28 protein-coding genes are annotated in these 22,318 nt (G+C 45.0%); 14 read left to right on the top strand and 14 right to left on the bottom strand.

Annotated features, from left to right (window positions below; genetic code table 11):
• Window positions 1-5: 5 nt before the first annotated feature.
• The gene (gene mutM / locus DNHGIG_RS13850; RefSeq protein ID WP_282200147.1) at window positions 6-881 is read right to left on the bottom strand and encodes a DNA-formamidopyrimidine glycosylase; all 876 of its coding nucleotides are present in this window, start codon (window positions 879-881) and stop codon (window positions 6-8) included.
• 191 nt (window positions 882-1,072) lie between these two features.
• Here mutM and coaE point away from each other — a divergent pair, with 191 nt between their 5' ends.
• Together coaE and DNHGIG_RS13860 are read left to right on the top strand one after the other, a co-directional pair.
• On the top strand, window positions 1,073-1,675 hold the full coding sequence (gene coaE, locus DNHGIG_RS13855) for a dephospho-CoA kinase (protein WP_282200148.1): 603 nt from the start codon (window positions 1,073-1,075) through the stop codon (window positions 1,673-1,675).
• Window positions 1,676-1,752: 77 nt separating this feature from the next.
• A complete protein-coding gene (locus DNHGIG_RS13860; protein WP_282200149.1) occupies window positions 1,753-2,250 on the top strand; it encodes a lytic transglycosylase domain-containing protein in 498 nt (165 codons plus the stop codon).
• 172 nt (window positions 2,251-2,422) lie between these two features.
• Here DNHGIG_RS13860 and DNHGIG_RS13865 read toward each other — a convergent pair whose 3' ends face one another.
• The 3 genes from DNHGIG_RS13865 to DNHGIG_RS13875 all read right to left on the bottom strand — a co-directional run bounded on the left by DNHGIG_RS13865 (window position 2,423) and on the right by DNHGIG_RS13875 (window position 5,304).
• A complete protein-coding gene (locus DNHGIG_RS13865) occupies window positions 2,423-3,322 on the bottom strand; it encodes a hypothetical protein (protein WP_282200150.1) in 900 nt (299 codons plus the stop codon).
• Window positions 3,323-3,429: 107 nt separating this feature from the next.
• On the bottom strand, window positions 3,430-3,858 hold the full coding sequence (locus DNHGIG_RS13870; RefSeq protein WP_282200151.1) for an acyl-CoA thioesterase: 429 nt from the start codon (window positions 3,856-3,858) through the stop codon (window positions 3,430-3,432).
• 288 nt (window positions 3,859-4,146) lie between these two features.
• The gene (locus DNHGIG_RS13875; RefSeq protein WP_282200152.1) at window positions 4,147-5,304 is read right to left on the bottom strand and encodes a Ger(x)C family spore germination protein; all 1,158 of its coding nucleotides are present in this window, start codon (window positions 5,302-5,304) and stop codon (window positions 4,147-4,149) included.
• A gap of 175 nt (window positions 5,305-5,479) precedes the next feature.
• Between DNHGIG_RS13875 and DNHGIG_RS13880 the strand changes: the two genes are divergently transcribed.
• The 5 genes from DNHGIG_RS13880 to DNHGIG_RS13900 all read left to right on the top strand — a co-directional run bounded on the left by DNHGIG_RS13880 (window position 5,480) and on the right by DNHGIG_RS13900 (window position 9,413).
• Window positions 5,480-7,033, top strand: coding sequence for a spore germination protein (locus DNHGIG_RS13880; protein WP_282200153.1), 1,554 nt, complete (start codon window positions 5,480-5,482; stop codon window positions 7,031-7,033).
• 97 nt (window positions 7,034-7,130) lie between these two features.
• Window positions 7,131-8,321 (top strand): Ger(x)C family spore germination protein, encoded by a 1,191-nt coding sequence (locus tag DNHGIG_RS13885; RefSeq protein ID WP_282200154.1) that lies wholly within the window; start codon window positions 7,131-7,133, stop codon window positions 8,319-8,321.
• On the top strand, window positions 8,321-8,551 hold the full coding sequence (locus DNHGIG_RS13890; protein ID WP_282200155.1) for a hypothetical protein: 231 nt from the start codon (window positions 8,321-8,323) through the stop codon (window positions 8,549-8,551). Before DNHGIG_RS13885 ends, DNHGIG_RS13890 begins: the two co-directional genes overlap by 1 nt.
• An 11-nt stretch (window positions 8,552-8,562) precedes the next feature.
• Window positions 8,563-9,045: a hypothetical protein gene (locus tag DNHGIG_RS13895; protein ID WP_282200156.1), complete on the top strand. Its 483-nt coding sequence runs from the start codon at window positions 8,563-8,565 to the stop codon at window positions 9,043-9,045.
• 197 nt (window positions 9,046-9,242) lie between these two features.
• The gene (locus tag DNHGIG_RS13900) at window positions 9,243-9,413 is read left to right on the top strand and encodes a hypothetical protein (protein WP_282200157.1); all 171 of its coding nucleotides are present in this window, start codon (window positions 9,243-9,245) and stop codon (window positions 9,411-9,413) included.
• A 49-nt stretch (window positions 9,414-9,462) separates the two neighbouring features.
• Here DNHGIG_RS13900 and DNHGIG_RS13905 read toward each other — a convergent pair whose 3' ends face one another.
• The 3 genes from DNHGIG_RS13905 to DNHGIG_RS13915 all read right to left on the bottom strand — a co-directional run bounded on the left by DNHGIG_RS13905 (window position 9,463) and on the right by DNHGIG_RS13915 (window position 10,762).
• On the bottom strand, window positions 9,463-9,750 hold the full coding sequence (locus tag DNHGIG_RS13905; protein WP_282200158.1) for a hypothetical protein: 288 nt from the start codon (window positions 9,748-9,750) through the stop codon (window positions 9,463-9,465).
• A gap of 121 nt (window positions 9,751-9,871) precedes the next feature.
• Window positions 9,872-10,387 (bottom strand): metallophosphoesterase family protein, encoded by a 516-nt coding sequence (locus tag DNHGIG_RS13910; protein ID WP_282200159.1) that lies wholly within the window; start codon window positions 10,385-10,387, stop codon window positions 9,872-9,874.
• A 180-nt stretch (window positions 10,388-10,567) separates the two neighbouring features.
• Window positions 10,568-10,762: a hypothetical protein gene (locus tag DNHGIG_RS13915; RefSeq protein ID WP_282200160.1), complete on the bottom strand. Its 195-nt coding sequence runs from the start codon at window positions 10,760-10,762 to the stop codon at window positions 10,568-10,570.
• A 118-nt stretch (window positions 10,763-10,880) separates the two neighbouring features.
• On the opposite strand from DNHGIG_RS13915, the gene DNHGIG_RS13920 reads away from it, so the two are divergent.
• Window positions 10,881-12,251, top strand: coding sequence for a protein kinase domain-containing protein (locus tag DNHGIG_RS13920; RefSeq protein WP_282200161.1), 1,371 nt, complete (start codon window positions 10,881-10,883; stop codon window positions 12,249-12,251).
• 67 nt (window positions 12,252-12,318) lie between these two features.
• On the opposite strand, the gene DNHGIG_RS13925 is transcribed toward DNHGIG_RS13920, so the two are convergent.
• Window positions 12,319-13,680: an RsmF rRNA methyltransferase first C-terminal domain-containing protein gene (locus DNHGIG_RS13925; protein WP_282201429.1), complete on the bottom strand. Its 1,362-nt coding sequence runs from the start codon at window positions 13,678-13,680 to the stop codon at window positions 12,319-12,321.
• 99 nt (window positions 13,681-13,779) lie between these two features.
• Here DNHGIG_RS13925 and DNHGIG_RS13930 point away from each other — a divergent pair, with 99 nt between their 5' ends.
• Window positions 13,780-14,580 carry a cell division protein FtsQ/DivIB gene (locus DNHGIG_RS13930; RefSeq protein ID WP_282200162.1) on the top strand — a complete coding sequence of 267 codons (801 nt, stop codon included), beginning with the start codon at window positions 13,780-13,782 and terminating at the stop codon, window positions 14,578-14,580.
• 27 nt (window positions 14,581-14,607) lie between these two features.
• Window positions 14,608-14,976 (top strand): holo-ACP synthase, encoded by a 369-nt coding sequence (gene acpS, locus DNHGIG_RS13935; RefSeq protein WP_282200163.1) that lies wholly within the window; start codon window positions 14,608-14,610, stop codon window positions 14,974-14,976.
• Window positions 14,977-15,018: 42 nt separating this feature from the next.
• On the opposite strand, the gene DNHGIG_RS13940 is transcribed toward acpS, so the two are convergent.
• Complete coding sequence (locus DNHGIG_RS13940; RefSeq protein ID WP_282200164.1) at window positions 15,019-15,159, bottom strand: sporulation histidine kinase inhibitor Sda; 141 nt, start codon at window positions 15,157-15,159, stop codon at window positions 15,019-15,021.
• Window positions 15,160-15,594: 435 nt separating this feature from the next.
• On the opposite strand from DNHGIG_RS13940, the gene DNHGIG_RS13945 reads away from it, so the two are divergent.
• The 3 genes from DNHGIG_RS13945 to DNHGIG_RS13955 all read left to right on the top strand — a co-directional run bounded on the left by DNHGIG_RS13945 (window position 15,595) and on the right by DNHGIG_RS13955 (window position 17,770).
• Window positions 15,595-16,725, top strand: coding sequence for a citrate synthase (locus DNHGIG_RS13945; RefSeq protein WP_282200165.1), 1,131 nt, complete (start codon window positions 15,595-15,597; stop codon window positions 16,723-16,725).
• 232 nt (window positions 16,726-16,957) lie between these two features.
• Window positions 16,958-17,173 (top strand): alpha/beta-type small acid-soluble spore protein, encoded by a 216-nt coding sequence (locus tag DNHGIG_RS13950; RefSeq protein ID WP_282200166.1) that lies wholly within the window; start codon window positions 16,958-16,960, stop codon window positions 17,171-17,173.
• A 237-nt stretch (window positions 17,174-17,410) separates the two neighbouring features.
• Window positions 17,411-17,770, top strand: a complete 360-nt coding sequence (locus DNHGIG_RS13955) for a phage holin, LLH family (RefSeq protein ID WP_282200167.1) — start codon at window positions 17,411-17,413, stop codon at window positions 17,768-17,770.
• 69 nt (window positions 17,771-17,839) lie between these two features.
• On the opposite strand, the gene DNHGIG_RS13960 is transcribed toward DNHGIG_RS13955, so the two are convergent.
• From DNHGIG_RS13960 to DNHGIG_RS13970, 3 genes are all read right to left on the bottom strand, one after another.
• Window positions 17,840-18,271: a CBS domain-containing protein gene (locus DNHGIG_RS13960; RefSeq protein ID WP_282200168.1), complete on the bottom strand. Its 432-nt coding sequence runs from the start codon at window positions 18,269-18,271 to the stop codon at window positions 17,840-17,842.
• Window positions 18,272-18,368: 97 nt separating this feature from the next.
• On the bottom strand, window positions 18,369-18,710 hold the full coding sequence (locus DNHGIG_RS13965) for a hypothetical protein (RefSeq protein WP_282200169.1): 342 nt from the start codon (window positions 18,708-18,710) through the stop codon (window positions 18,369-18,371).
• Between the two features lie 101 nt (window positions 18,711-18,811).
• Window positions 18,812-20,260 (bottom strand): PIG-L deacetylase family protein, encoded by a 1,449-nt coding sequence (locus tag DNHGIG_RS13970; RefSeq protein WP_439647739.1) that lies wholly within the window; start codon window positions 20,258-20,260, stop codon window positions 18,812-18,814.
• 478 nt (window positions 20,261-20,738) lie between these two features.
• On the opposite strand from DNHGIG_RS13970, the gene DNHGIG_RS13975 reads away from it, so the two are divergent.
• The gene (locus tag DNHGIG_RS13975; protein ID WP_282200171.1) at window positions 20,739-20,993 is read left to right on the top strand and encodes a DUF3905 domain-containing protein; all 255 of its coding nucleotides are present in this window, start codon (window positions 20,739-20,741) and stop codon (window positions 20,991-20,993) included.
• 107 nt (window positions 20,994-21,100) lie between these two features.
• Here the strand turns inward: DNHGIG_RS13975 and DNHGIG_RS13980 are convergent, their stop codons facing one another.
• Window positions 21,101-22,087: a M23 family metallopeptidase gene (locus DNHGIG_RS13980; protein ID WP_282200172.1), complete on the bottom strand. Its 987-nt coding sequence runs from the start codon at window positions 22,085-22,087 to the stop codon at window positions 21,101-21,103.
• A gap of 29 nt (window positions 22,088-22,116) precedes the next feature.
• Entirely contained in the window at window positions 22,117-22,272 is a 156-nt protein-coding gene (locus tag DNHGIG_RS13985) for a hypothetical protein (protein WP_282200173.1), read from the bottom strand.
• Window positions 22,273-22,318: the final 46 nt, after the last annotated feature.

Below are 22,318 nucleotides of genomic sequence, written 5' to 3' on the forward strand. Positions count from 1 at the left end.
AAGAACTATGAGGGGGACCTTTTTGTTCTCTTTACGCTTAACTGATCTCTTTCCGTACATGCTGGCTGGCAGATGGGACAAAAGTGAGTTCCCCGTCCTCCGATAACGATTCTTTCGATCGGATGATGGCATCGCGGACAAGGTTCACCTTTTTTTCCGTATACCTGAATCTGGAGCTGAAAAGAACCCCTCGATTCGGGAGATGAATAGGTACGTACCGACGCACCACCGGCGGCGATTCCTTCGAGCAACACTTCTTTACACGCGCTAGCGAGCCGATCATACTCTTCCTGCTGTAGTGTGTGCACAGGTCTTTCCGGATGAATCCCGGAACGGAAGAGCGATTCATCCACGTAAATATTTCCTAGACCTGCAACCCGGTCTTGCCGCAATAATGCTGATTTGATTGTAGTATTTCGCGAGCGTTCCAATCTTTCTTGTAATAATGCGCCGTTAAACTGTTCATCAATCGGCTCAGGGCCAAGCGTAGCCAGCCCTTTGATGGTGCTGTAATCCCCTTGCGGTACCAAATCCATCGTTCCAAATTGACGTACATCGTTATAACGAAGAGCGGTACCATCAGTAAAGCGAAATTCCACATGATCATGCTTTTTCCAAGGTTCTCCCGTTTTGACCATACGATATTTGCCTTCCATGCGAAGGTGGGAGACAAGTGTATATGGGGGTATGTGAATCAACAGGTACTTGCCTCGCCGTCCGATGGACTCGATCGATAATCCCTGTAAGCGATGCGTAAACACTTCGGGAGGGATCTTCTGAATGATGCGGGCCAAACGTACGGTTACCTGTTGAATCTTCTTCCCTGTGATCAAATGGACGAGTGATCGGCGAATGGTCTCGATTTCCGGCAACTCTGGCATGCTGGTGCTCCTTTCGTTACATCGACAGACTTCGTGTTTATCTCTATAACGCTCGAGCGGTGCTACCCGATTAGACCCTTTTAATCGTTACTATGGTAGCAATCATCTGTAAGGGGTGCAAGTGTTCGATCTTGGGAAAGAGACTCGTTTGTTGTACAATGTTAACAAGCAGTAGGTTCGAGGTGGACTTCATGGTGATTGGATTAACAGGAGGCATTGCTTCCGGAAAAAGCACCGTAAGCAACATGTTACGCGATCTGGGCGGGTTCATCGTCGATGCGGATCTCATCGCGAGGAAGGTTGTTGAGCCTGATCAATTGGCGTGGCGTGAAATTGTAGAGCATTTTGGCGAACAGATCCTTCTTGAGGATCGAAGCATCAACCGTACGCTTCTCGGTTCGATCGTTTTTCAGAATGCGAGGGAGAGGGAAGTGTTGAATCGGATCGTCCACCCGCGGGTTCGCGAGGAAATGATCAGACAAACGGAGGAAATTCGTGAACGTAAACCGCGAGGGATTGTCATTTGGGATGTTCCGTTACTGATCGAAGGTGGTCTGTATCAATGGGTTGAAAAGATTATCGTCGTTTACGTCGATCCTGCCACTCAGCTCAGACGTTTAATGAAGCGTGATTCATTAAGCGAAACAGAGGCGAAACGTCGGATCGCAGCACAAATGCCGCTGGCCGAAAAAGTGAAATTTGCCGATTTTCTCATTCATAATGAGGGAACGTTAGAAGATACGCGAAAGCAGGTGAACAGGATCTGGAACGAAATCAAAGCTTCTTTAGATTAAAATTAACCCCTTATCGCAAGAAGTTTATACGAAGAGCTTCTTTAATCTTTCTCCTTCTCGGATTGATCGTAGGCATCTTGAATTCCAATGCGTTTTGGAAATGGTTGTACCCTATCCCTTATTTTGATGATATTCGGGAAATCGCTTTTGAGAATCGCGTCGATCCATTCCTCATTGCCGCAGTCATCAGAACGGAAAGTAAATTTAACGAAACGAATGTTTCTCATGCCGGGGCGATAGGATTGATGCAACTGATGCCGCAAACGGCCCAATGGATTGCGGACAAGAGCGGTGTTCCATACAAAGAGCCAACGGAACTGGCTGAGCCTGTTACCAATATTCGTTTGGGTTCCTGGTATCTTGCCTATTTACAACAACGGTACAACGGAAACCTTGCAGCTGCAGTTGCCGCTTACAATGCAGGACCAAACCGGGTGGATGCGTGGTTGAAGGCCGGAGTTTGGAGCGGAAAGTTGGAAGAAAGCGATCGGATTCCGGTCGGGGAAACGCGCCATTTTGTCGGAAGAGTGTTCTATAATTATCAGAAGTACAGCGAAATCTATCGAAAATCATAAGGCTTCCATCGAGGCGATTGATGGGTGTCCATCTGTATTCTGAGGAAGCCTTTTTAAACGAATAGGAAAGTAATGTGGTAAGTCGAACATAATAAGAATTTGGACTTTTCTAGATGTTAACCAAACGAGCCGTACAAATAGTTTCGGCTCGTTTGGTTCCTCTGTTAAGCTTTTACTCCTCGAACGGTTCGGTCCTATTTGTCTTTCCATTTACATTTCCTCTGTGATGTCGTCCCCGGTGTATGCGGTAAGCGAAACGGTTGATTCCTAAAAAAAAGATGAAAGCCCAACCATACGCTGAAAGAAAAAGAACCCATAATGGAATGACGAGTCCACGTTTTTTATAACTGATCGCGGCAACGATGCCTAGGATCGCGCTCAGACAGGAGAGTATGGTGATCCATCGCCGGTAGCCCTGATTGGATTGGTTGATCTTATTTGCCGTTGCTTCCTCTTTTTCTTGCGTCTTTTTCAATGGTAAGTCCGCTCCGAGAGATTTCCTTTCTAGGGGGACTGCAGCTGTGGCATCATTTTTTATGAGTACGAATGGAGTATCTCTTTCATTAGATTCTTGTTGTAGAGAGAACGCTTCCTCTACCGCAAAGTCGAAGTCGGAAACGTCAAAGACCTGAATGGGAATTTCAAACTCGATAATTCGATTTTGCAGGGATACATCTTCAATTAAAAGAGGTATATTTTGCCATTCCGCCAACAGAATCAGTTCCGTTTCAATCGGATCGAACACTTCACCATAATCCTCCTGTTCGATCGCATAGACCACGGTGAAAGTGACCGACTCATTCCAGATCATTGGGGAACTGGTACGCCATGGGGTATGTGTGATCCGTTTGATTTTTTTAGCCATAAAAGGAGATTCAAAAAAAGAAATGAGCCGCTCGATCCCCTGTGAAATCTGATCATGATCGGTATCGTTGACGAGGAACTTTTCTCTTCGGAACAAATAAAGCTCTTCAATAGTCGAGTACGGGATGACATATTCAACAGGCGCGGGCGGCCTGAGTAATTCCGGAAACATGGCCAGGACGACCGGTTCTACCACAAAACGGCGCATTTTTTCCACTCCTTCAGGCTCATCGTAGCGAAGAAATGGTGCTTTACGAAAGTATGAGAATTCGGAAGGCCGTCCCGCTCGAATTCCATATACAAGCACATAAACGATCAGTTATCGGAACAGGTCGGAAGTGATTGCTCTTTCATGAGAGAAGACAACTTCTTCCGTTGCTGATCCGAGAGCGGTACGGGGCGTTCGGTAGAGAAGTCATAGTGCACCAAAACGGCAGTACCCGTAGCGATGATCGATTCATCTTTTGCATCACGAATCTCGTGATACAGGGTAAAGCTCGTGTTACCGATTTTTGTCACCTCCGTGGTTACATATAACTCTTGACCAAAACGGGCTTGTTTTTTGTAGTCACAGGAGGTGGAGGCAAGAATGAGATTCCATTTACTTGTATCCAAATCGTCAACAAAATAGCGAAAGAGATCCGTTCGCGCCTCTTCAAAATAAATGAAGTAGCTTGTGTTATTCACATGCCCTAAGGCGTCAGTCTCAGAGAAGCGAACGCGAATATTTGTTCTGGGTAACATGATGGCCTCCTTACAAATCATCTACTGTATGATTACTATTACTATAACATACCTATGAAGGATTTTCTTGTTGATCACTTCCCATTCTTGTCCAGAACACTTGTACTTGAATAATTATTCAAAAATTATTATAATGATACTGAGGTGCAACAATCAGTACACACCTACCCATATCGGTTGTGACGGCAAACAGGTGCGTTTGTCGGTCGGTTCAACCATCCGGATCAGGAAGCTCCCTCTGCATTCCCCCTCAATGGGGAGCGGGATTTGATCCGGAGTTTTTTATGATTATTTTTGAATCTCTTCTTCCTTAAGTTCTAGTCCCTGTCCCAACATTCCAATTTGACGTATATTGACTTTTATATGCAAAGTAACTTCCGTTTTAGGAAATTCTTCTCCCCATCTGTATCTCAGAGTTTCCCATTCATTAGGGAGCTTCTTGTAGACAATTTGCCCGAATTTGAAAATATCCGCTTGAAGTTGTTTTTGCGCGAAACCGATGGTTTGACCAATGCATGCACGGATTTGGTCTGCCGTCTGCTGTTCAATCTTCTCAATATTTTTTGGATTGAAGAGATTGAGATTGGAATTATTCTCCGAAATGTTACCTTCTGTTAAGATGTACACATCCATGTGTACATGTCCATTTTGAATCGACGGTTTTAGTTTGGTTTTTGAGCGTAAGATATTCACACTGATCTTTTTGTTCGTCCCCGGTGAATCAATCGTAACGACTCCTTTTTTCATTTCATCGCGCAACCACATAAGGGCTCTCGTTTGTTCATCGTTTAGATAACCGATCAATTTATAGTCACGGAATACGGCAGTGCCCGATAATTCGAATCCTTTGCGCGTTGCTCGAATCGTTGCGGCAACAGGTGCAGTCCCTTCCGTTGCGCACATCAAAAGAAAATCTTTCATATCAATGGCTAGCCCCGTGTTCGAATGTTCGATCTCACGCACGGCTTCCGAAGGCATTTTTTCCAAATAATCAGGAGTGCTCAACAGTCGGCTTGCCTCCATGTGGTCAGCAACAAGGATAAATGTATCTAACCGTGTACCCGGATCGCGGCTAAGATGATCCAAAACGTTTTGAATACCTGAACGAGCCAGTTTATCTCCGATGATCACCACACGACGATGTGCAACAATAAACTGACGAGAAAGTTTTTCTTGTAATTTGGAGGAGCATTCCGACGGGTTGCTCCCTTCCTGTGTGAGGACGAAATATGCCTGTCCCGTTTCACGATCCCTTGGGTCTCCCGGAGAACTGTCCGTCAACAACGGTGGATTCACAATTTGAGCGATGATACGGATTTGCCTTCTGTCGGCGAGATCAACCCCTAGCATGCTTTCGATGGCAAGATCATTGATTTCGACTCGATTCCAACATCCTGTTAGATAAACCAAAATCAAGATGAAAAGTGGAAGAGAAAGGGATCTCATACGTGAATTCCTTTCTAACGACATGGTTGAGAGTGTTCCCCATGATTTATGAAGTATTATTTCCTCATGCATAAAATCATTTGCACTATCCCCCAAGAATCACCTTCATGCGTATGCTCTCCCCATTCTCTACAAATAATGGTATCAACGATTCCGGAGCAAAGAGGGGAGATCATTGAAATCATTCTGGAGAGAATCGAAAACAGGTACCTCTCGAAAAGAACAATGTCACAAGATACCTTATCCAACGCTGCAAGGTACAGATTATATATTCACAAATCTCCTGCAGACAAAACAAAAGTTAGTAGACTACTTTCGAAATTGCTCAGATATCGTATTTCGTGATTTCGAAATATTCAATGGGAAAAAAGCGCTCGCTGTTTTCATCGATGGATTAGTGGATACGAAACATTTTGAAGAAGCGGTCATTAAACCGCTCATGCTGGGTAATACCAGCGAGATTCGTGCCGACTCCGTATCCTCGACGGGATGGATCGAACAATTCGTCATCGCTACACAGACGAAGAGAGTGCGAATCATACAGGAATTCATTAATCATGTCCTCAAAGGGGATGTGGGAATTCTTATTGATGGAGAAACGGAAGCGATCATCACAAGCATCAAAGGGTGGCAACACCGTTCCATCGAAGAACCAGCTTCAGAGACGGTGGTACGTGGCCCGCGAGAAGGTTTTGTTGAAAACTTGCGGACAAATACCGCTCTCTTGCGTAGGAAAATACGTTCGCCCAATTTTAAGCTGGAATCGTTAACGCTTGGGAAAGTGACACAGACCAAAGTGGTTATCGCGTACATTGAAGGTATTGTCACTCCGTATGTGGTCGATGAGGTAAGGAAACGTCTCCAAAGAATCGTAATCGACGGAATACTCGAAAGCGGTTATATCGAGGAGTTAATCGAAGATCATCCGTATTCTCCTTTTCCCCAAGTGTTGCATACGGAACGTCCGGACGTCGTCGTTGCACATCTTCTAGAAGGTCGAGTTGGAATTCTGGTCAATGGTACACCATTTGTTTTGATTGTCCCTATGACGTTTTGGGCGGCGATGCAGGTGAGTGAGGATCATTACGATCGCTTCATGATTGCAACCGCTCTACGCTGGTTGCGTATTCTATTCATGGTCATGGCACTTCTTTTTCCCTCTTTATATGTAGCCATTACAACGTTCCATCAGGAAATGTTGCCGACAAACTTATTGTTGAGTGTTGCTGCAGCGCGGGAAGCCAGTCCTTTCCCAGCGTTTGTCGAAGCCCTCATCATGGAGGTGACATTTGAAGCATTGAGGGAAGCAGGTGTGCGTCTTCCGCGACAGGTGGGACAAGCGGTGAGTATTGTGGGTGCGTTAGTGATCGGGCAAGCTGCCGTACAAGCGGGCATAGTTTCCGCACCGATGGTCATCGTCGTTTCGATCACAGGGATTGCTTCTTTCACCATCGCCCATTTTAATCTGGCCATTGCGATACGCATGTTGCGCTTCCCCATGATTTTCTTGGCAGGTACGCTCGGATTGTACGGGGTCGTGATCGGTACGCTTGCAATCATGATTCATCTTGTCCAATTACGTTCACTGGGCATTCCTTATTTCGACCCATTGGCTCCTTTGTCCATCGGTGGTTTGAAAGATACTCTCGTACGTGTGCCTCGATGGATGATGCAACTGCGTCCCCGATTGACCGGCTATATTATCCGAGACGCATGGTCAGCGGTTTAAAACCGGATCCAAAACGGAGAGGCAAGCCCTGAGTCATTCTCTCATGACGGGATGAAGGATCAAGATGTAACATGTTCCGAAAAAACGGGGGATGTAGATGACTCGGTGGAGACTGATTGGTTTGATACTGATTTCCTTATCACTTACCGGTTGCTGGGATCGTATTGAAACGAGTGACCTTGCGCTTGTAATGGCAACAGCAATTGACGAAGGGGCGGATGGAAGGGTTGAGGTTAGCACGCAGCTCGCCTTGCCTGCTAAGATGGGAGGTCTGACGGGACAGGGGGGAGCCGCGTCAGGAGTGGGAAAGGATGCTTTCACAGTAGTTAGTGCACAAGGGAGAGACATTGTAGATGCGAATCAAAAGATGCAAAAAAAACTTTCACGCCGTCTTTTTCAATCGCATCGTCGCGTGATTATTTTTGGTGAGCGTCTAGCGCGAAAAGGAGTAAAAGAGGTATTAGATGGATTAACGCGTGATCCCGAAAACAGGCTGCGTACATTTGTCTTGGTCGCGAAGGGAATTGAGGGGAAAGAATTATTAAAAGTCAGTTATCCTTTTGAATTCGTTCCGTCTGAAGCGATCCGGGAAATGGAAAGATCCAATGTGGGATTGAACGTAACGTTAAGAGATTTCCTTATTATGAATGAAACAGGTTCTGACTCTTATATGGGAGTGATTGAAGATCAAGAAAAAGAAAAAACAAATCATTCTACCGGTGATAAAAAATATTTTCGTGTCAATGGTTCAGCCCTCTTTCATGATCAGAAACTGGTGGATTTTCTGAGTGATGAAGAAACTCGTGGATTAAAAGCCATTACCGGAAGGTATAAGCACGGTTTTATCACGCTCTCTTTTCCAGGGGGAACAGAAAACGTCACGATATCCGTACTCAGTATGAAAACGAAGCTAGAACCCGTGATAAGAGGGGATCGCTTGGTCATGCGAGTTCGGGTAAAGTCGGAGGGAGATATTCATGAAAATGATACGCGGTATGATATGGCAGATCCTAAAGTAATCAAGATTGTGGAACAAATGGTGGAAAAAGAGATCGAACAACGATTCATGAGAACGGTCAGACATGTACAAAATAAACATCTGGATGTACTTGGATTCGGTGAAGCGATCCACCGAAAAGACCCTGAACGATGGAAGTCTTTAAAAAAGGATTGGAATCAACGGTTCTCCCAAATGGAAGTCAAAATCGATGTAAGCAGCAAGATTTGGAGAACCGGACAGTCCGGACCGCCCGTACATTATAAAAAACAAGAGGTGAATAAGAAATAATGGTTTTATCGTTGATTTTTTATCTTCTGTTTATTATCGGCGTTACGATCTTGCAAATAACAAAAATAAGGAAAGAGAACCAAATGAGAGATATTATCGTCTATAGCGTGTTGATGGGGATGGCGGCCTTTCTCGGTTCATTGATGATTCTGGGAATCCCGATTCCGAGTCCGACAAAACCATTAAAATACGTTTTTGAACCCATAGGTAAGCTTATATTGGGAAGTTAGGAGGGATTTTGATGAAAAACACCCCTTTTATGCAGGTTCTTACCGGTCCTCTAAACCTGGCCGTTCATGCGGTTATTCATACAACGATCTTTCAGGCGCTGAACAATGCTGGGACAATGAAAAGCAACGCTCAGAAGATCATTCAATCGATTCCCACTTTCTCCATCTCTCCTATGGAATACAATGAGGTGAAAAATTCGCAGGGAATGTTGGAACTGGAAGCCGGTTACGGCACGGGGACATTTTATGTCGTCGATGCACAAAAAAACCAGGAAGTGTACGTTTTTCATCAGGAAGATGTGGCCCAATATGCGAGTAATCTGTTAGGCGGTAATCGCAAACAGCAACAGAACAATCAGCAGCAAAACAACCAAGGGGATCAGAATGAGCAAGGGAACACGGCCAATCAGAATCAAAAACGAAATGACGCGAATGACCAAGTGCTCGTCAAGTTACAGCAAATCCTTGAAGCATTGACCAAGAATAATAATTAACAGAAATGCTTGACAGACATAAAAAAGGGATACCCCCATGAGGACTGACAGTCAAAGCAACGGAACTCCTCGCGGGGATATCCTTTTTTCGTTGGCGATGAATCATGTGACGAATCTTCGTTGCTTTCGTCATTTTAGGTATTACAATGAAAGTGAGTGAATCGACTAAGGATAGAAAAGGAAGTGCATGCTTCTTTATGGATGAACAGCGTACATTCTTGATCACTTTCAAAACCGAATGGGGAGAAATACAAATGGTCGTAGAAGCCTCCAATTTACGCGAGGCTCAGGAGAGGTCAGAAAAACTTCTAAATAAACATGAGGAACTATTGGAAATCAAGAAGATTCGTGATTTTGCGCATACGTGATCGTGGAGGGAGGAGGTCGAAAGACCTCCTCCTTTTTGGGGAAAACGTACTATTGTCTTGCGGAAGATTGAATTTGTTGCATCGTTTGTTGAGCCTGTTGCAATTGCTGTTGTGCTTGTTGCAATTGCTGTTGTTCAGCAGCAGACATTTGTTGTGCGCCAGATTGCTGCTGTTGCTGTAATTGCTGTAATTGTTGCTGCGCCTGTTGCAATTGCTGTTGTGCTTGCTGCAACTGTTGCGGATTTGCATTGTTTTGCGCCTGTTGAACCGCTTGTTGAGCAGCTTGTGCAGCTTGCATGGCTTGTTGGATTTGTTGTTGAAGTTGTTGTTGTGCCATCGAAAATCCTCCTATGATCTAACGAATTCATGGCAGTAACACCACGATGATTATTTTGTTCAATGTTTCCCGATCTATTCATGGAGTGTGCTTGATTTCGCTTTTCGATGGCACTGTAATGTTATGACCACTTGATCCACGAGGCTTGAGGTTTTACATCCAGTGTAAGAATACCGATTGAATACTGTGTTTCCCTTCTTCTGTCAGTCGGTGATCCAGCATTAAACAACAGGATACCGTTCCTTTCTTCCAAATAAGGTTTATGGCTGTGCCCAAATACGATGACATCCACCTGATCGTTCGCAAACATTTCGAACGCACAGTCGGGAGTCGAGGAAGCTTTGCCGATATGTCCGTGGGTCATCCCGATTTTCCAAGGGCCTATTTCAAGAATACGTTTCCAACCGAATCGTTGTATGACCGTTAAAGGATCATTGTTACCGGCAACAGCCTCCACGGGTGCAAGAGCGGAGAGATCGTCGAGAACCACTTCGTCCACCAAGTCACCCGTGTGTATGATCAAATCGACTCCTTGAAATTGTTCGAAAATTATGGAGGGAAGTGAACGAGAGCGTCTAGGAATGTGTGTGTCCGAGATGACACCGATTCGATAACTGTGGAATTTCTCCTTCTTCATGTAGCGAGCTCCTTTAAATCAAAATATTTCCTGAATGAATGTAAGTATTGAAAATATAGCGGCTGCCTATACAGTTGTCAAGCAAGTTCATAATCATATCTTTCAGTGAATGTTTACAAAAGTTTGATAACCGCTTTTAAGCAGTATGTTACTATTAAGAGGTGGTGGTTGATAGGGAGACTAAGGGAGCCACTCTCCCCGATCGCTTAACTCAATTTCGATGGCATACATCATCTCGGAGATGGTCAGTACATCTTTCCATGGGTAGGAGGAAAGTTCCAACTGATTCAGGTGATTCCAAACGGCACGCAATGTCCGGGAGTCAGCATTCTCTACGAAGCGGCAGAAGGATTCGGATAACTCATCATAATGCATTTGCTATCCCTTCTTTCTCATATCAGACCCAATACCCTTAAAATTTAACACTCGCATCGAATTTTGTAACAGTGTATGCTTAAAGAATGTGAAACACTACGGAGATGGGGGACCAGGAATGATTGAGAAAATTCTAGGTCAACGATATAAATTAACCGAACGTATACATGTGTCCGATGTTGCCGAATCGTATCACGCGTTGGATACTGCATTGCCGCGTATGGTAACTGTAAAAATCTATAAATTAAAAGGTATTGGAAATTCTATTGAATCCTGGAAGAAAGCAGCGCAAATCACTGCGAGTTTATCACATCCAAATGTCGTTTCGCTTTTTGATATGGGCTTTGATGGAGACCATTGTTATTTGGTGATGGAACACTTGGAAGGACGAACTTTACAACAAATCATTCGTGAACGAAGACGATTTACTCTTGAAGAAGTGATTTCCTATTGTCATAGTTTGGCGGACGCACTTGTTTATGCACATAAAATGGGAGTTTTACACGGATCCCTATCGACCGCGAATGTTTGGTGGAACGGGGCGACGGTCAAGATCGCCGATTTCTGTGTGGACGGTATCATCAAGAACGACGTGAATCAAACTCGGGAGTCTGATCTCGTTCAATTAGGAAAACTCATCGACGAATGGTTAGTGGGGACGGTTCCTTTGACGAATGAGCCGCTACGGCAAATGTTTGAACGGATCATCGATCGAGCGATCGGCCGAAAGCCACCTGTATACCAAGATGTACAACAAATGGCCAATGATCTATTGACATTGAAACAATCATTCACCCAAGTGTCTTCTGCTAAAGACACACGGGAGGATAAGAATGTGTTTGTCAAAAAATCTTCACACCAATCCCATGAAAAAAAATCATTGGCATCCCAAGTGAATGTTTTCACGAGAGCCGGTCGATCGGAAAAGAAAGCATATTCTCCAGCCGAACCCAAAAAACGGAACCGTCTTTTGAACGGATTACATTTGTTCAAGCGCAACACGAAGAGGAAGAGAACGTTCCAAGCGCCAACAACCGTCTCGGATAAAGCGAAATCGGTCATCGTGAGCCTGTTAGGGGCAGGAGCTGGGGTAGCGGCGGTAGTTGTCGTCACTTTAGTGGCTTTATCCTACGGATTTTTTTCGGGCCATACAACGAAGACCACAGCGGGTAAAAATGATCAACAACCGCCGGCGACCCAGGTACAAGCTGCGGGAAATACGAACAATGGCAATACAACGAATCAAAGTAGCGATCAGCAAAAAGATACACAAGACAATACCGAAAACAATACGCCTGACGGAACGGCCCCCAATGTTGTCGGCTTAACACAACAGGAAGCGCAGAACCGTCTGATCGCTGCAGGATATCGTTACTATTATGAGATTCAACCATCCAATCAGCCTTCGGGAACCGTATTCAAACAAGAGCCGGCGGCAGGTACCACTTTGCCCAAAGGTTCGCGTGTACAATTTTGGGTAAGTCAGTAAATGTTGCTTAAAACAAGCGCCCGGACGAATGAACCTATGTCCGGGCGCGAGATACATGTTCAAAAAGTTAATGGATACGCAGTCCTTTTGGGTAATGATTCTTCAACAGAGATCCTGTCTGTTTACCAAAGCCTAGAGGGAAACCGTCTACTGTGACGAGCGTCCATCCATCTTCCCCTTGTCTTGGGATCGTTTCCCCCCGCAAGTAGGCAAACACTTCTGCTGAATCCGGGGAGAAATCGATCGTCCGGAGTGCGTGTTTTGCCTCCAGTGCGAGTGCAAGGCTATGACTTGGCTCAAACCGGTTTTTCTTGCGTGTTCCAAGATGCAGTCCTGGACGTATCACTTTGATTCCTGAGAGATCGGGTAATTGATCCATCGTGAGATAAAGATGATCGCCGAATAGCATGTAGGTTCCCGTTATGGGTTCCTTTAGATTCTCTTGCGTGAATGATAGATAAGCTTGTATCACATCTGAGGGGACACGGGGTGTGACGGATTTGATTTTCCGATCTTCTCCGTCGATTTTCTCCAAAAGAGCGATAAAATGTCCTTCTCCACGTATCTTGTGCGGCCATAGCCGAATCGTTTGTGAAAGTTTGAACTTGTTATTTTGAGCCCACTCTTCGTGGCCCGGGGAAAACCCATTCAAATCTGGAATCGTAAGCAAACGAAAATCAGGGTGTCGCTCCAAAAAATCTGCGATCGTCTGTTCGTTCTCTTCAGGAGCGAATGTACATGTCGAGTAGACGAGTTTTCCTCCTACACGCAGCATCTTTGCCGCTGCATCAAGGATTTCCGCTTGGCGGATTGCGCATTGCTCGATTGTTTCCATACTCCACATGGCACAAGCTTCCGGATCCTTGCGAAACATACCTTCTCCTGAACAGGGAGCGTCAACGAGCACCCGATCAAAGAATGAAGGGAAACGTTTCGCCAACTGATTGGGCATTTCGTTCGTGATGAGTGCGTTTTTTACACCGAAACGCTCCAGGTTTTCCGCGAGGGCCTTGACGCGGACGGGATGGGGTTCGTTGGCGACAAGCAAGCCTCTTCCTTGCAAATAGGTAGCGATCTGTGTGGCTTTGCCTCCCGGAGCGGCGCAGAGATCGAGGACTCGTTCACCGGGGATAGGGGACAAAACGGAAGCCACCGCCATAGCGCTCGGTTCTTGAATATAATACAGCCCTGCCGCGTGATAGACATGCTTACCGGGTTGATCCGTTTCCTCGTAATAAAAACCTTCATTTGTCCATGGAACGGGAGTAAGATGAAAAGGGTTGAAGTGCAAAAAGTCTTCTACCGTAACTTTGAGCGTATTCACGCGCAAACCATGAACGCGAGGTTTGCTATAAATTTGCAAAAACGGATCAAATTCAACTTCCAATAACTGTTTCATCCGTTTGAGAAAGAGTTCTGGCAATTCGATCATCAGGAAACCTCCATTTACGATCGCAGGGATTTCTTCCCCCTTTGTAGAATTTTCTTTCAGAAGGCTATTATACGCGGAAAGGAAACTGTTGCAAATATGTATGTATCGACTTCATATCTCGACCAGCAACCGTCTACTCCACCGAAACGAAGCAAGTGGAAAGCCGTTGTATTAGTCATGCTATTTTTTCTGATCGTATTGACTGTCTTGTTCATACAGTCTCCTTTCTCCAAAGTGCGTTCGATTGAGGTCGTCGGAACGGATGATCTGAAACCGGAGCGCATACTGGCCGATTCCGGTTTATCGAAAGGGATGAGCATTTGGAAAATTCGTCCTTCTGCAGTTTCTGAATCCATCCTTGAGAAAAATCCAATTGTCAATAAAGCGGATATCAGTTTGAATATTTGGTCTGGCAAGGTCATCATTGCTCTTTCGGAAAAAAAAGTAGTAGGTCTTTTTTTGTATAAAGGGAAGTTCTATCGTTTATTGAGTGATGGGATCGTGTTTGACGAGTCGGCTACCGATTTCCCCGATATTCCGATCCTGACGACATCGAAAAATCTTGTGATCACCCCTGGCCAGAAGATCGGTTCGCCGGAATTTCTGATGATTGCTGATCAGTTAGCGAAAGTAGATGATACAATTCTCAAGCAAATTTCTGAAGTCCATCAAACAAATGGTGACTTTTGGTATAGTTGGGTGATCTATACGAAGGATAAATATGAAATTCGTTTGGATGGGAAGAATCTGCAAGGGGCATTGGAAACTTATGTGAAATTCCGGCAGCAGTTGAATGAATCAGGAAAACCACCGGGAATTATTAATTTTTGGGGAGATAAATCATGGTATGATCCCTATTCTGGTGACAGCAGCGATAACTCCAATAACCATCAATAGTTTAAAGAAAAGTTAGGAGAGAAGGGAATGCGGATTGGTACAGACCTTGTGGAAATCAAAAGAATCGACCGACTCATGCACGAAGAGAGTTTTCTTATGCGCGTCTACACGAAGGCAGAAAGGGAATTGGCTGATCGAATGGGGCCGAAACGAAGGGCGGAGTTTTTTGCTGGTCGGTTTGCCGTAAAAGAATCAGTCGCCAAAGCCATTGGAACGGGAATTGGTCAAGGTATTAACTGGAGAGATATTGAAACCCTGCAACAAGAAAACGGGGAACCTTTTACACGGATTACGGGACAGGCGTTCGCCCGTATGCACGAGCGTGGCTTGTCCCGCGTACATGTGAGTATCAGTCATGCAGGGGGACTCGCACTTGCGTTTGTCGTTCTCACATAAAATCTTTGATGTACTTGGAAGCGGGGCTAAGAAGGACAATGTTCAGGACGCTTTTAACGCATCGATATTGATGCCGCGACTTTGAATTTCTTCCAGAAGGAGGTTAATGAAGTGAGCATCTAACTTCTGCTCGATCGCTTGCAGATAGGCTTCAATTAAGATTTCATCACTCAACTGATGCATGCCGCACTCACCTCTTTGCATAAGCTTTGCTCTAACTATAACATGAGTAAAAAATGAGAACAATCGTTCTTATTATCCACACCATACTGTGGATGACATGTGTGAAACTTGTGGATCAATTGTGGAAATATGTTACGATCATGATACCCATGCCATCTAATAACGTGAATAACGATATCCACAAAATGTTCCAAGTTGTCGCAAATTGTCAAAAAATTTTTGGGTAAAGTAACAATGCATAGGATGTAGCTTTTCTCGTATCCTATATGTATCGCTTGAATTCTTGCTGTTATCATCAATATTTTTTATTACTTAAGTCGACAAATCTCGCGCTATCTATCAATATTATGTATAATAGAGCAAGAAATATGAACCATTGCCTTTGTACTGACAAGGGTTTTGGAAATGAAATTTCGAAGTTTGGAGGGAATGTGAATGTCAAACCAAACATATAAAGCCGGCTTGGAAGATGTAATCGCCGGTGTTTCCGAGATTTGTTTTATCGATGGGGACGAAGGGCGTCTCGTTTATCGTGGATATGATATTCACGATTTAGTCAATCATCAGGCGACATTCGAAGAGGTTGTTTACCTTCTTTGGCATGGTGAACTCCCGAACAAAGAACAGTTGGATGCAATCACAAAAGATTTGAAGGAAAACAGAGAACTTCATCCGGAACTGGTGAATCTCTTGAAATCGCTTCCGAAAGATTCTACGCCGATGGAAGTGTTACGTACGGTCGTTTCTACCGCTTCCATGTATGATCCCGATAATAAAGACAATTCACGCGAAGCGAATATTCGCAAAGCCACCCGCCTGGTAGCACAAATTCCGACGATCGTTGCGTATAATGAACGTTTACGCAAAGGTCTCGACGTGATTCCCCCGAAGAAGGACAATTCCCTTGCCGAGAACTTTCTTTACATGCTGACCGGTAAACAACCGAATCCGCTCGAAGCGCGCGCATTTAATATTGCGTTGATTCTGCATGCCGATCATGAATGGAACGCATCGACGTTTGCGGCACGCGTAACGGCAGCGACACTTTCTGATATGTATTCTGCGATCACCTCGGCAATCGGTACGCTGAAAGGACCATTGCACGGAGGTGCAAACGAACAAGTGATGCGCATGTTGCTTGAAATCGGCGAACCTGAGAAGGCGGAAGAATGGGTAAAAAATGCGCTTGCCAATAAACAGAAGATAATGGGATTCGGACATCGCGTATACCATACGGAAGACCCCCGCGCTACCCATCTCAGACAAATGTCAAAAGAACTCGGTGAGCGTGAAGGCCAAACTAAATGGTTTGAGATGTCTCAAATCATCGAAAAAGTTGTTCACGAGCAGAAAGGGCTCTATCCAAATGTAGATTTCTACTCGGCATCCACATACTATGTAATGGGCATTGATGTTGAGATTTATACACCGATCTTTGCTTGTTCACGCATTTCCGGATGGACGGCACATGTTTTAGAACAATACAGCAATAACCGTTTGATTCGTCCACGTGCTGATTATGTGGGGGTCAAGCGTCGTACTTACGTTCCGATTGAACAGCGATAAAATAACGTGTTCAACTGGGAAGAAAAACGGAGCATTGCCTCTCGTATGGACGTTGAGAGCAGCCCGCATATCATATGAAACCGTACCTGATCCACTTAGGTGCGGTTTTTTTGCCCTTTTGGAAAGAATCATTTGTGGTCAGTCGTCCAAAGCCAATTCCAAAATAACCATAATGTTACAGAGTATCAATCGTGTTTACGGAAATAATAAAGTCAACAAGGAGGTGATACACATGGCACTTGGACAAAAACGAAACGAACTCGTAGTCAAAGGTGCAGCAAAAGCTCTTGATCAACTCAAATACGAAGTAGCACAAGAGCTGGGTATCCAAACTCCGCAAGATGGCTACTGGGGAACGATGTTGACCCGTGATACCGGAGCGATCGGGGGGAACATCACCCGTAAGTTGGTCGCTTTGGCAGAAGCCCAACTTGCTGGTCGTCAATAATCGCATAGTATGTTATAACCCTGAGCCTTCAGAGAGATCTGAAGGCTCTTACTGTTACGTCCTTGCATGATTAACGAACGATATATGCACACTTCTCGGCATATGTATATATGCTAAGTAAAAAAGTATCCATCTACATATAATCTTGTCCCCTAAAATGGATCTGTTTATGCATCTTATCTGCATCATCAGTTAAAGGGGAGTTTATAATTTTCTGAAAGGAGATAAGTGAATCCCGTGAACAGTTTTTGGATTGAGATCTTGAATCAAGGTTTGAACATTCTCTTGCAGGCATCCGTTCTTGTACTCTTGTATTTGTTTCGACAACTCGTTCAAAAAATCTCTGCATATTATGAAAGTCATACCTCATTGAGACAACGGGAACTGCTTACGATGTTAGGCCATGAAGCTTTCACGTTTGCAGAGACGGTATACAGGAACATGGATAGGGACGCGAAGTTAAATGAAGCGTTACGCTATCTCTTATCAAAAGCGGAACAACACGGACTTTCTATTTCGATGAAAGACGCACGTGCGGTTATCGAAAAGGATTGGCTTGAAGACAGGCGTAGATCAGGAATACCCTTACCAAGTTAGGGAAACGTGATTCATTTTGAAGAAAGATAAGAGGACAAGGGGGTGCCTTGTCCCGTTTCTCTACACCGATCAGTGCGCTTGAGGCTGACTCGGTTCGGAGATTTCAGAGAGCGCGTAGCCAGCCTCGTCTTCGTGGATGGAGACGGTGGCCAAGTCCCCGATTGAAACGATGCCGACCAAACGGCCTCCTTCTACGACCGGGAGACGGCGGATCTGATGGTCGGCCATCAAGTCAGCCGCTTCGTGAGCATCCATGTCAGGAGTACCCGTTACCACGGAACTAGTCATGCAATCGCGTACGCGCGTTGTGTTCACGTCTTTCCCTAAAGCGACAACGTTGAGTACGATATCGCGGTCGGTGATAACACCAGTGAGCTTGTCTCCTTCGCACACAGGGATAATACCAACGTTGACTGATTGCATGGCTTTAGCGGCATCCATAACACTATCATCAGGTCGACAAACTTTGACGTCGTCAGTCATCAATTCTCTCAGTTTCATTTCGATCGCCTCCTTCAGATGTGAAAAACAAAAAGATTGCAGGGTTCTCCTGCAACTGTATGATTTGCAATCTGGGCTTTACATATGCGCATAGAAGCTATTCCTGTATGGGCTTCACTTCCCCTAATGCTATATACACCCCCCATGTACCGAGAATGAGGTGAATGAGATTTTCAACGATTTCCAAGTGAATGTTCATGATCTGTGTAAACAAAAAGCCGCTGATCCCCAATATCACGAGTAGAATTCCCATGATATACGCGTATGGCTTTGTGTATTTGCTATGTCCGACAGCAATTCCAATAAAGCCGAAAATAAAGTGAAGAACCGTGTGGACACGATCGAATTGAATGAGTCCCCACAGATCATGTGTGAACAGTCCGGTTACACCCAACAACAAAAAAACCCATCCTGTCGAGCGCGCGAATATGACACTCACCCGCATCCCCCTCTTTGCCCCTCAAGCTCTTCTATAACGATATGAAGAGAACGGTTTACATATGAGAAAAAAGAGATGAAGCAGTTATTCGCTCCATCTCTTTAACGGGATGAAAGATCGATGAGACGCCATGCGGTTTTATCAACTTGTTGATTTCGCACAAAAGAATCGGCATTGAGATACAAGCTTTTTGCTCCATTCACGAGGGAGCGGGGGAGTTTCACCCAGAGCCGGTTGCCATCGACGGAGAATGAAGCATCTTTCGGCAAGGATAGGCTGTTTTTTGCATAGGTGCGGGCTTCAATGATCCCGTCAGTGATGAGCAGATCCATTCGATCGATGGAAGAATCACGGAACACTCGAAAACGAAAAGAATATTCTACATTCTTGTGTATGTTGCGCCTCGTTTCTAATGCCAGAAACAGATTGTCTTTAGTAAGAACGGCAGCGACACCGCGAATATCCGCTTCTCCTTCCAACTCTCTCGTAACCGTATCGGAAACCGCATCATCGATCACTCGATAGGGCAAACCCCCCGCTTGGCGGAAGTCAGGTTCCTGATCCGATTGAGGCAAGGAAATTTTTGGCCACCTTTCAATGAGATCATTTTTGCGGACAAACGCAGCTAAAAATTCCCCCATCACTGCAACCTGTGTTGAATATTGTTTCAGCGCATGATATTTGCGTGTGGCTTCGTCTCGGCTTAAAGGCAGTACAAACCATTGTGCACCGACATTCTCCAATGATTTTGGGGGTTCCAGCGATTTGTTGGGATCATAAGCCCAAGGCTGGGGCCAATCTCCCCGGTGTACGAGGTATTCCCATTCATTACAGACATAACTTAATTTTGTCAGTGTGTATTTCACAAATGCGTTTGTGGCCCAGTGGTCGTGATGTTGATCTTCCGGATCCGGATATACGATATCTGTAGGTTTATATTGAAGGATAATCTCTTCTAAGTTTTTGCAAACATTGGCACCACAATAGGGGGCGTTTTTTTCATACACGAAGGGGTAAGGCGCATGCTCCGCACCGTTAAGTCCTCTATGTAAGTGATCGTAATCCCAGTCCCGAACCCACAGGCTGTTCATTCCGCCATCCGGGTAACCGAGAAAATAGATATGGTTCTCCGTAACACCGAAACTGCGCATGGCGCGAACGGTTTCCTCATGTCTTAACTCACCTAGTTTCCGGAAGAGTTCGGAGGTGGGGTGTTCTACGGAAAATGCTTTTTGTGCCGCTCTGCGGTAACCATCTCCTGTGGTAACGACAACAACGCGAACATCTTTCTTCTCTTGCAACGCTTTCATGATGACCCCTCCTCCACCCAGTGTTTCATCATCGGGGTGAGGAGCGATAATCAATGTCCTTTCACCCGGGGAGAACGGGGCCTGAGGGAGCGGTTTACTTGACGTCAAAAACTCGCGAAGATAAGGTTTATAAAACAGGGTCACGATACCTCCTATGAAGATGAAAAGAAAAAGAAAAATCCACCATTTGCGTTGTCGTTTCCGTGTAACCACGGTAGTTCCACCTCCCGTGAGTTCCATGTTAGTATACCTGTTGCCATAAAGCCGTATTCCTGTGGATCTTTTCTATCTTCACATCGATTTCTCTCATAGGCGATCGCACAAAGTGAATGCATCAAAGAGAAACCGGGCGTTTGGCTTGGCACAGCCGTCCCTGACGCTTCGTATTCTGGAGTAGGTGTTTGAAGCAAAATAAAGGGGGAAACTATATGTGCCGTCACTACCATGCGTATGAAATCTGCCCTCGTTGCAAAAAACATCATCATGAATGTAAACACAAGCATCATAAAAAGTGTAAACATCGGAAACGTCATAAAAGGGAAAGAGCTTTTATCACACCACCCATGATGTACTACTTCTATTAAAAGAGTTTTGCCGCCTTTCTTTTTTCAGATGAAGAATCAATGATTGAAAAGCCGGGAGTTGCTTGATACTCGCGGCTTTTTTGTTCGCATGGGATAGATCCTCATGGGAAAAATAATGGAAGGAGGTGAGTGACATGGCGGAGAAGACCCCACCGTTACGCGAGCAGAATGCTCCCTGGAGAAATACCCCCTTGGATCATTGGAGTACAGATATCGATCCGTTTGTCATGTCGGGGGATCAATGGGTCGATAATGAATACGACCCAGGGACGGAACGATATGAAAATCAGAAGTTAATGCGGGGGGATGTATCCCCGATCATGGCACCTTTCATGCATCCGACGCATGATGTGACATACGGGAATGATGACAGAATCTCCGAATGGTAAACTTGCCTTCTGAAAGAAAGCCCCATTCCTTGAGGAATGGGGCTTCTTGAAAATATTCACATAGACAGGTTTTCTGAAACACATCGTGGAATGAGAGGAATAATTTATTAACCTCCGATCCGCGGTTGCGCTTGTTGTTCCCAACGACGTAAGTAGGGGTAAGGGTCAAACGCCCACTCATTTCGTCCCGTGTCCCGGTACATACCATAATGAAGATGAGGGGGAAATTTTCCGGAAGTGCCTGGCTTACCATATCCGCTCGAACCAACATAGCCGATGATTTGTCCTGGTTTGACCAGAGTGCCTCTTTGAATTCCCTTTTGAAATGAAGATAAATGAGCATAATAATGGTAAATATTATCTAGATCGCGGATACCGATGCGCCATCCGCCGTACTTGTTCCATCCCATCATTTCCACATATCCGTAGGAGGTAGCGAGAACGGGCGTTCCATAGCCGGCGAAGATATCGGTTCCTTCGTGAGTACGCCTTCCTCCCCACGCTCTCTTTGCTCCCCATGAATCTTTGTAACTGTAATCCGCCCGTTTTGGAAGAGGAAACGAATGTTTAGACATATCGACGATCCCGCATTCATTAAATAATCTCGCAAATGCACATATGCGCTCGACGATCATTTGATCCTGGTAATAATCCCAAATGGCAATGCGGATGTCATCTTCACTGGTGCCGTTACGGGACAGGTATATCCCCAAAGTATAGATGGAATCGAGTGCATTTTTGGGATCGGCGATACCGTCTCCTGATCCGTCTCTTCCTATCCCGCCATAAAGACGAATGGTTCCATTGTTATGATCCGCTTGATTGGGATTTAAGAGACCACACCAGACTTCCGGTTTCCACTCGATTTCTGCTTCCGCCGGATGATGTTTCTTTTTCTTCCAATGGAGAGCGGTTTCGTATTGATTGACTGCGGCGAGATAAAACCAAGGGATATTTGTAATTTTGGACACCCGTCGATATATCATCAGCAAAGCGTCATGCTTTTGTTTCGTCTCTTCGGCATGTACTTGTGCGGGCCATACAGTAGAGACAAGTCCCAGCAGAATCGTAATAAGTAGCACAATCGCTTTCATTCGGATTTCACCTCAAGGTGATGGCAAAATTAATATTCATCGATCTTTGTAATTTGTGCGAGAGAACCGAGGGGGTTTATTTTTCTGGTTTGTTCCAGTAATTTTTGATGACTTGTATCTGATACATTAAAATAGAAATAACCGATATCTTTTTTGGGATGACGAACGACTCGATATCGTCCCATGCGAACTCAACTCCTTCTCGTTCTTCTTTCATGTAGTTTGTACTGA

It is taken from the genome of Collibacillus ludicampi, assembly GCF_023705585.1.
GTDB lineage: Bacteria > Bacillota > Bacilli > Tumebacillales > BOQE01 > Collibacillus > Collibacillus ludicampi.

Bases quoted from the DNA above. Each gene is read 5' to 3' on its own strand.
- mutM (WP_282200147.1), bottom strand. From the start codon at position 881: ATGCCAGAGTTGCCGGAAATCGAGACCATTCGCCGATCACTCGTCCAT.
- coaE (WP_282200148.1), top strand. From the start codon at position 1,073: ATGGTGATTGGATTAACAGGAGGCATTGCTTCCGGAAAAAGCACCGTA.
- DNHGIG_RS13865 (WP_282200150.1), bottom strand. From the start codon at position 3,322: ATGCGCCGTTTTGTGGTAGAACCGGTCGTCCTGGCCATGTTTCCGGAA.
- DNHGIG_RS13870 (WP_282200151.1), bottom strand. From the start codon at position 3,858: ATGTTACCCAGAACAAATATTCGCGTTCGCTTCTCTGAGACTGACGCC.
- DNHGIG_RS13875 (WP_282200152.1), bottom strand. From the start codon at position 5,304: ATGAGATCCCTTTCTCTTCCACTTTTCATCTTGATTTTGGTTTATCTA.
- DNHGIG_RS13885 (WP_282200154.1), top strand. From the start codon at position 7,131: ATGACTCGGTGGAGACTGATTGGTTTGATACTGATTTCCTTATCACTT.
- DNHGIG_RS13890 (WP_282200155.1), top strand. From the start codon at position 8,321: ATGGTTTTATCGTTGATTTTTTATCTTCTGTTTATTATCGGCGTTACG.
- DNHGIG_RS13895 (WP_282200156.1), top strand. From the start codon at position 8,563: ATGAAAAACACCCCTTTTATGCAGGTTCTTACCGGTCCTCTAAACCTG.
- DNHGIG_RS13900 (WP_282200157.1), top strand. From the start codon at position 9,243: ATGGATGAACAGCGTACATTCTTGATCACTTTCAAAACCGAATGGGGA.
- DNHGIG_RS13905 (WP_282200158.1), bottom strand. From the start codon at position 9,750: ATGGCACAACAACAACTTCAACAACAAATCCAACAAGCCATGCAAGCT.
- DNHGIG_RS13910 (WP_282200159.1), bottom strand. From the start codon at position 10,387: ATGAAGAAGGAGAAATTCCACAGTTATCGAATCGGTGTCATCTCGGAC.
- DNHGIG_RS13915 (WP_282200160.1), bottom strand. From the start codon at position 10,762: ATGCATTATGATGAGTTATCCGAATCCTTCTGCCGCTTCGTAGAGAAT.
- DNHGIG_RS13920 (WP_282200161.1), top strand. From the start codon at position 10,881: ATGATTGAGAAAATTCTAGGTCAACGATATAAATTAACCGAACGTATA.
- DNHGIG_RS13930 (WP_282200162.1), top strand. From the start codon at position 13,780: ATGTATGTATCGACTTCATATCTCGACCAGCAACCGTCTACTCCACCG.
- acpS (WP_282200163.1), top strand. From the start codon at position 14,608: ATGCGGATTGGTACAGACCTTGTGGAAATCAAAAGAATCGACCGACTC.
- DNHGIG_RS13940 (WP_282200164.1), bottom strand. From the start codon at position 15,159: ATGCATCAGTTGAGTGATGAAATCTTAATTGAAGCCTATCTGCAAGCG.
- DNHGIG_RS13945 (WP_282200165.1), top strand. From the start codon at position 15,595: ATGTCAAACCAAACATATAAAGCCGGCTTGGAAGATGTAATCGCCGGT.
- DNHGIG_RS13950 (WP_282200166.1), top strand. From the start codon at position 16,958: ATGGCACTTGGACAAAAACGAAACGAACTCGTAGTCAAAGGTGCAGCA.
- DNHGIG_RS13960 (WP_282200168.1), bottom strand. From the start codon at position 18,271: ATGAAACTGAGAGAATTGATGACTGACGACGTCAAAGTTTGTCGACCT.
- DNHGIG_RS13970 (WP_439647739.1), bottom strand. From the start codon at position 20,260: ATGGAACTCACGGGAGGTGGAACTACCGTGGTTACACGGAAACGACAA.
- DNHGIG_RS13975 (WP_282200171.1), top strand. From the start codon at position 20,739: ATGGCGGAGAAGACCCCACCGTTACGCGAGCAGAATGCTCCCTGGAGA.
- DNHGIG_RS13980 (WP_282200172.1), bottom strand. From the start codon at position 22,087: ATGAAAGCGATTGTGCTACTTATTACGATTCTGCTGGGACTTGTCTCT.
- DNHGIG_RS13985 (WP_282200173.1), bottom strand. From the start codon at position 22,272: ATGGGACGATATCGAGTCGTTCGTCATCCCAAAAAAGATATCGGTTAT.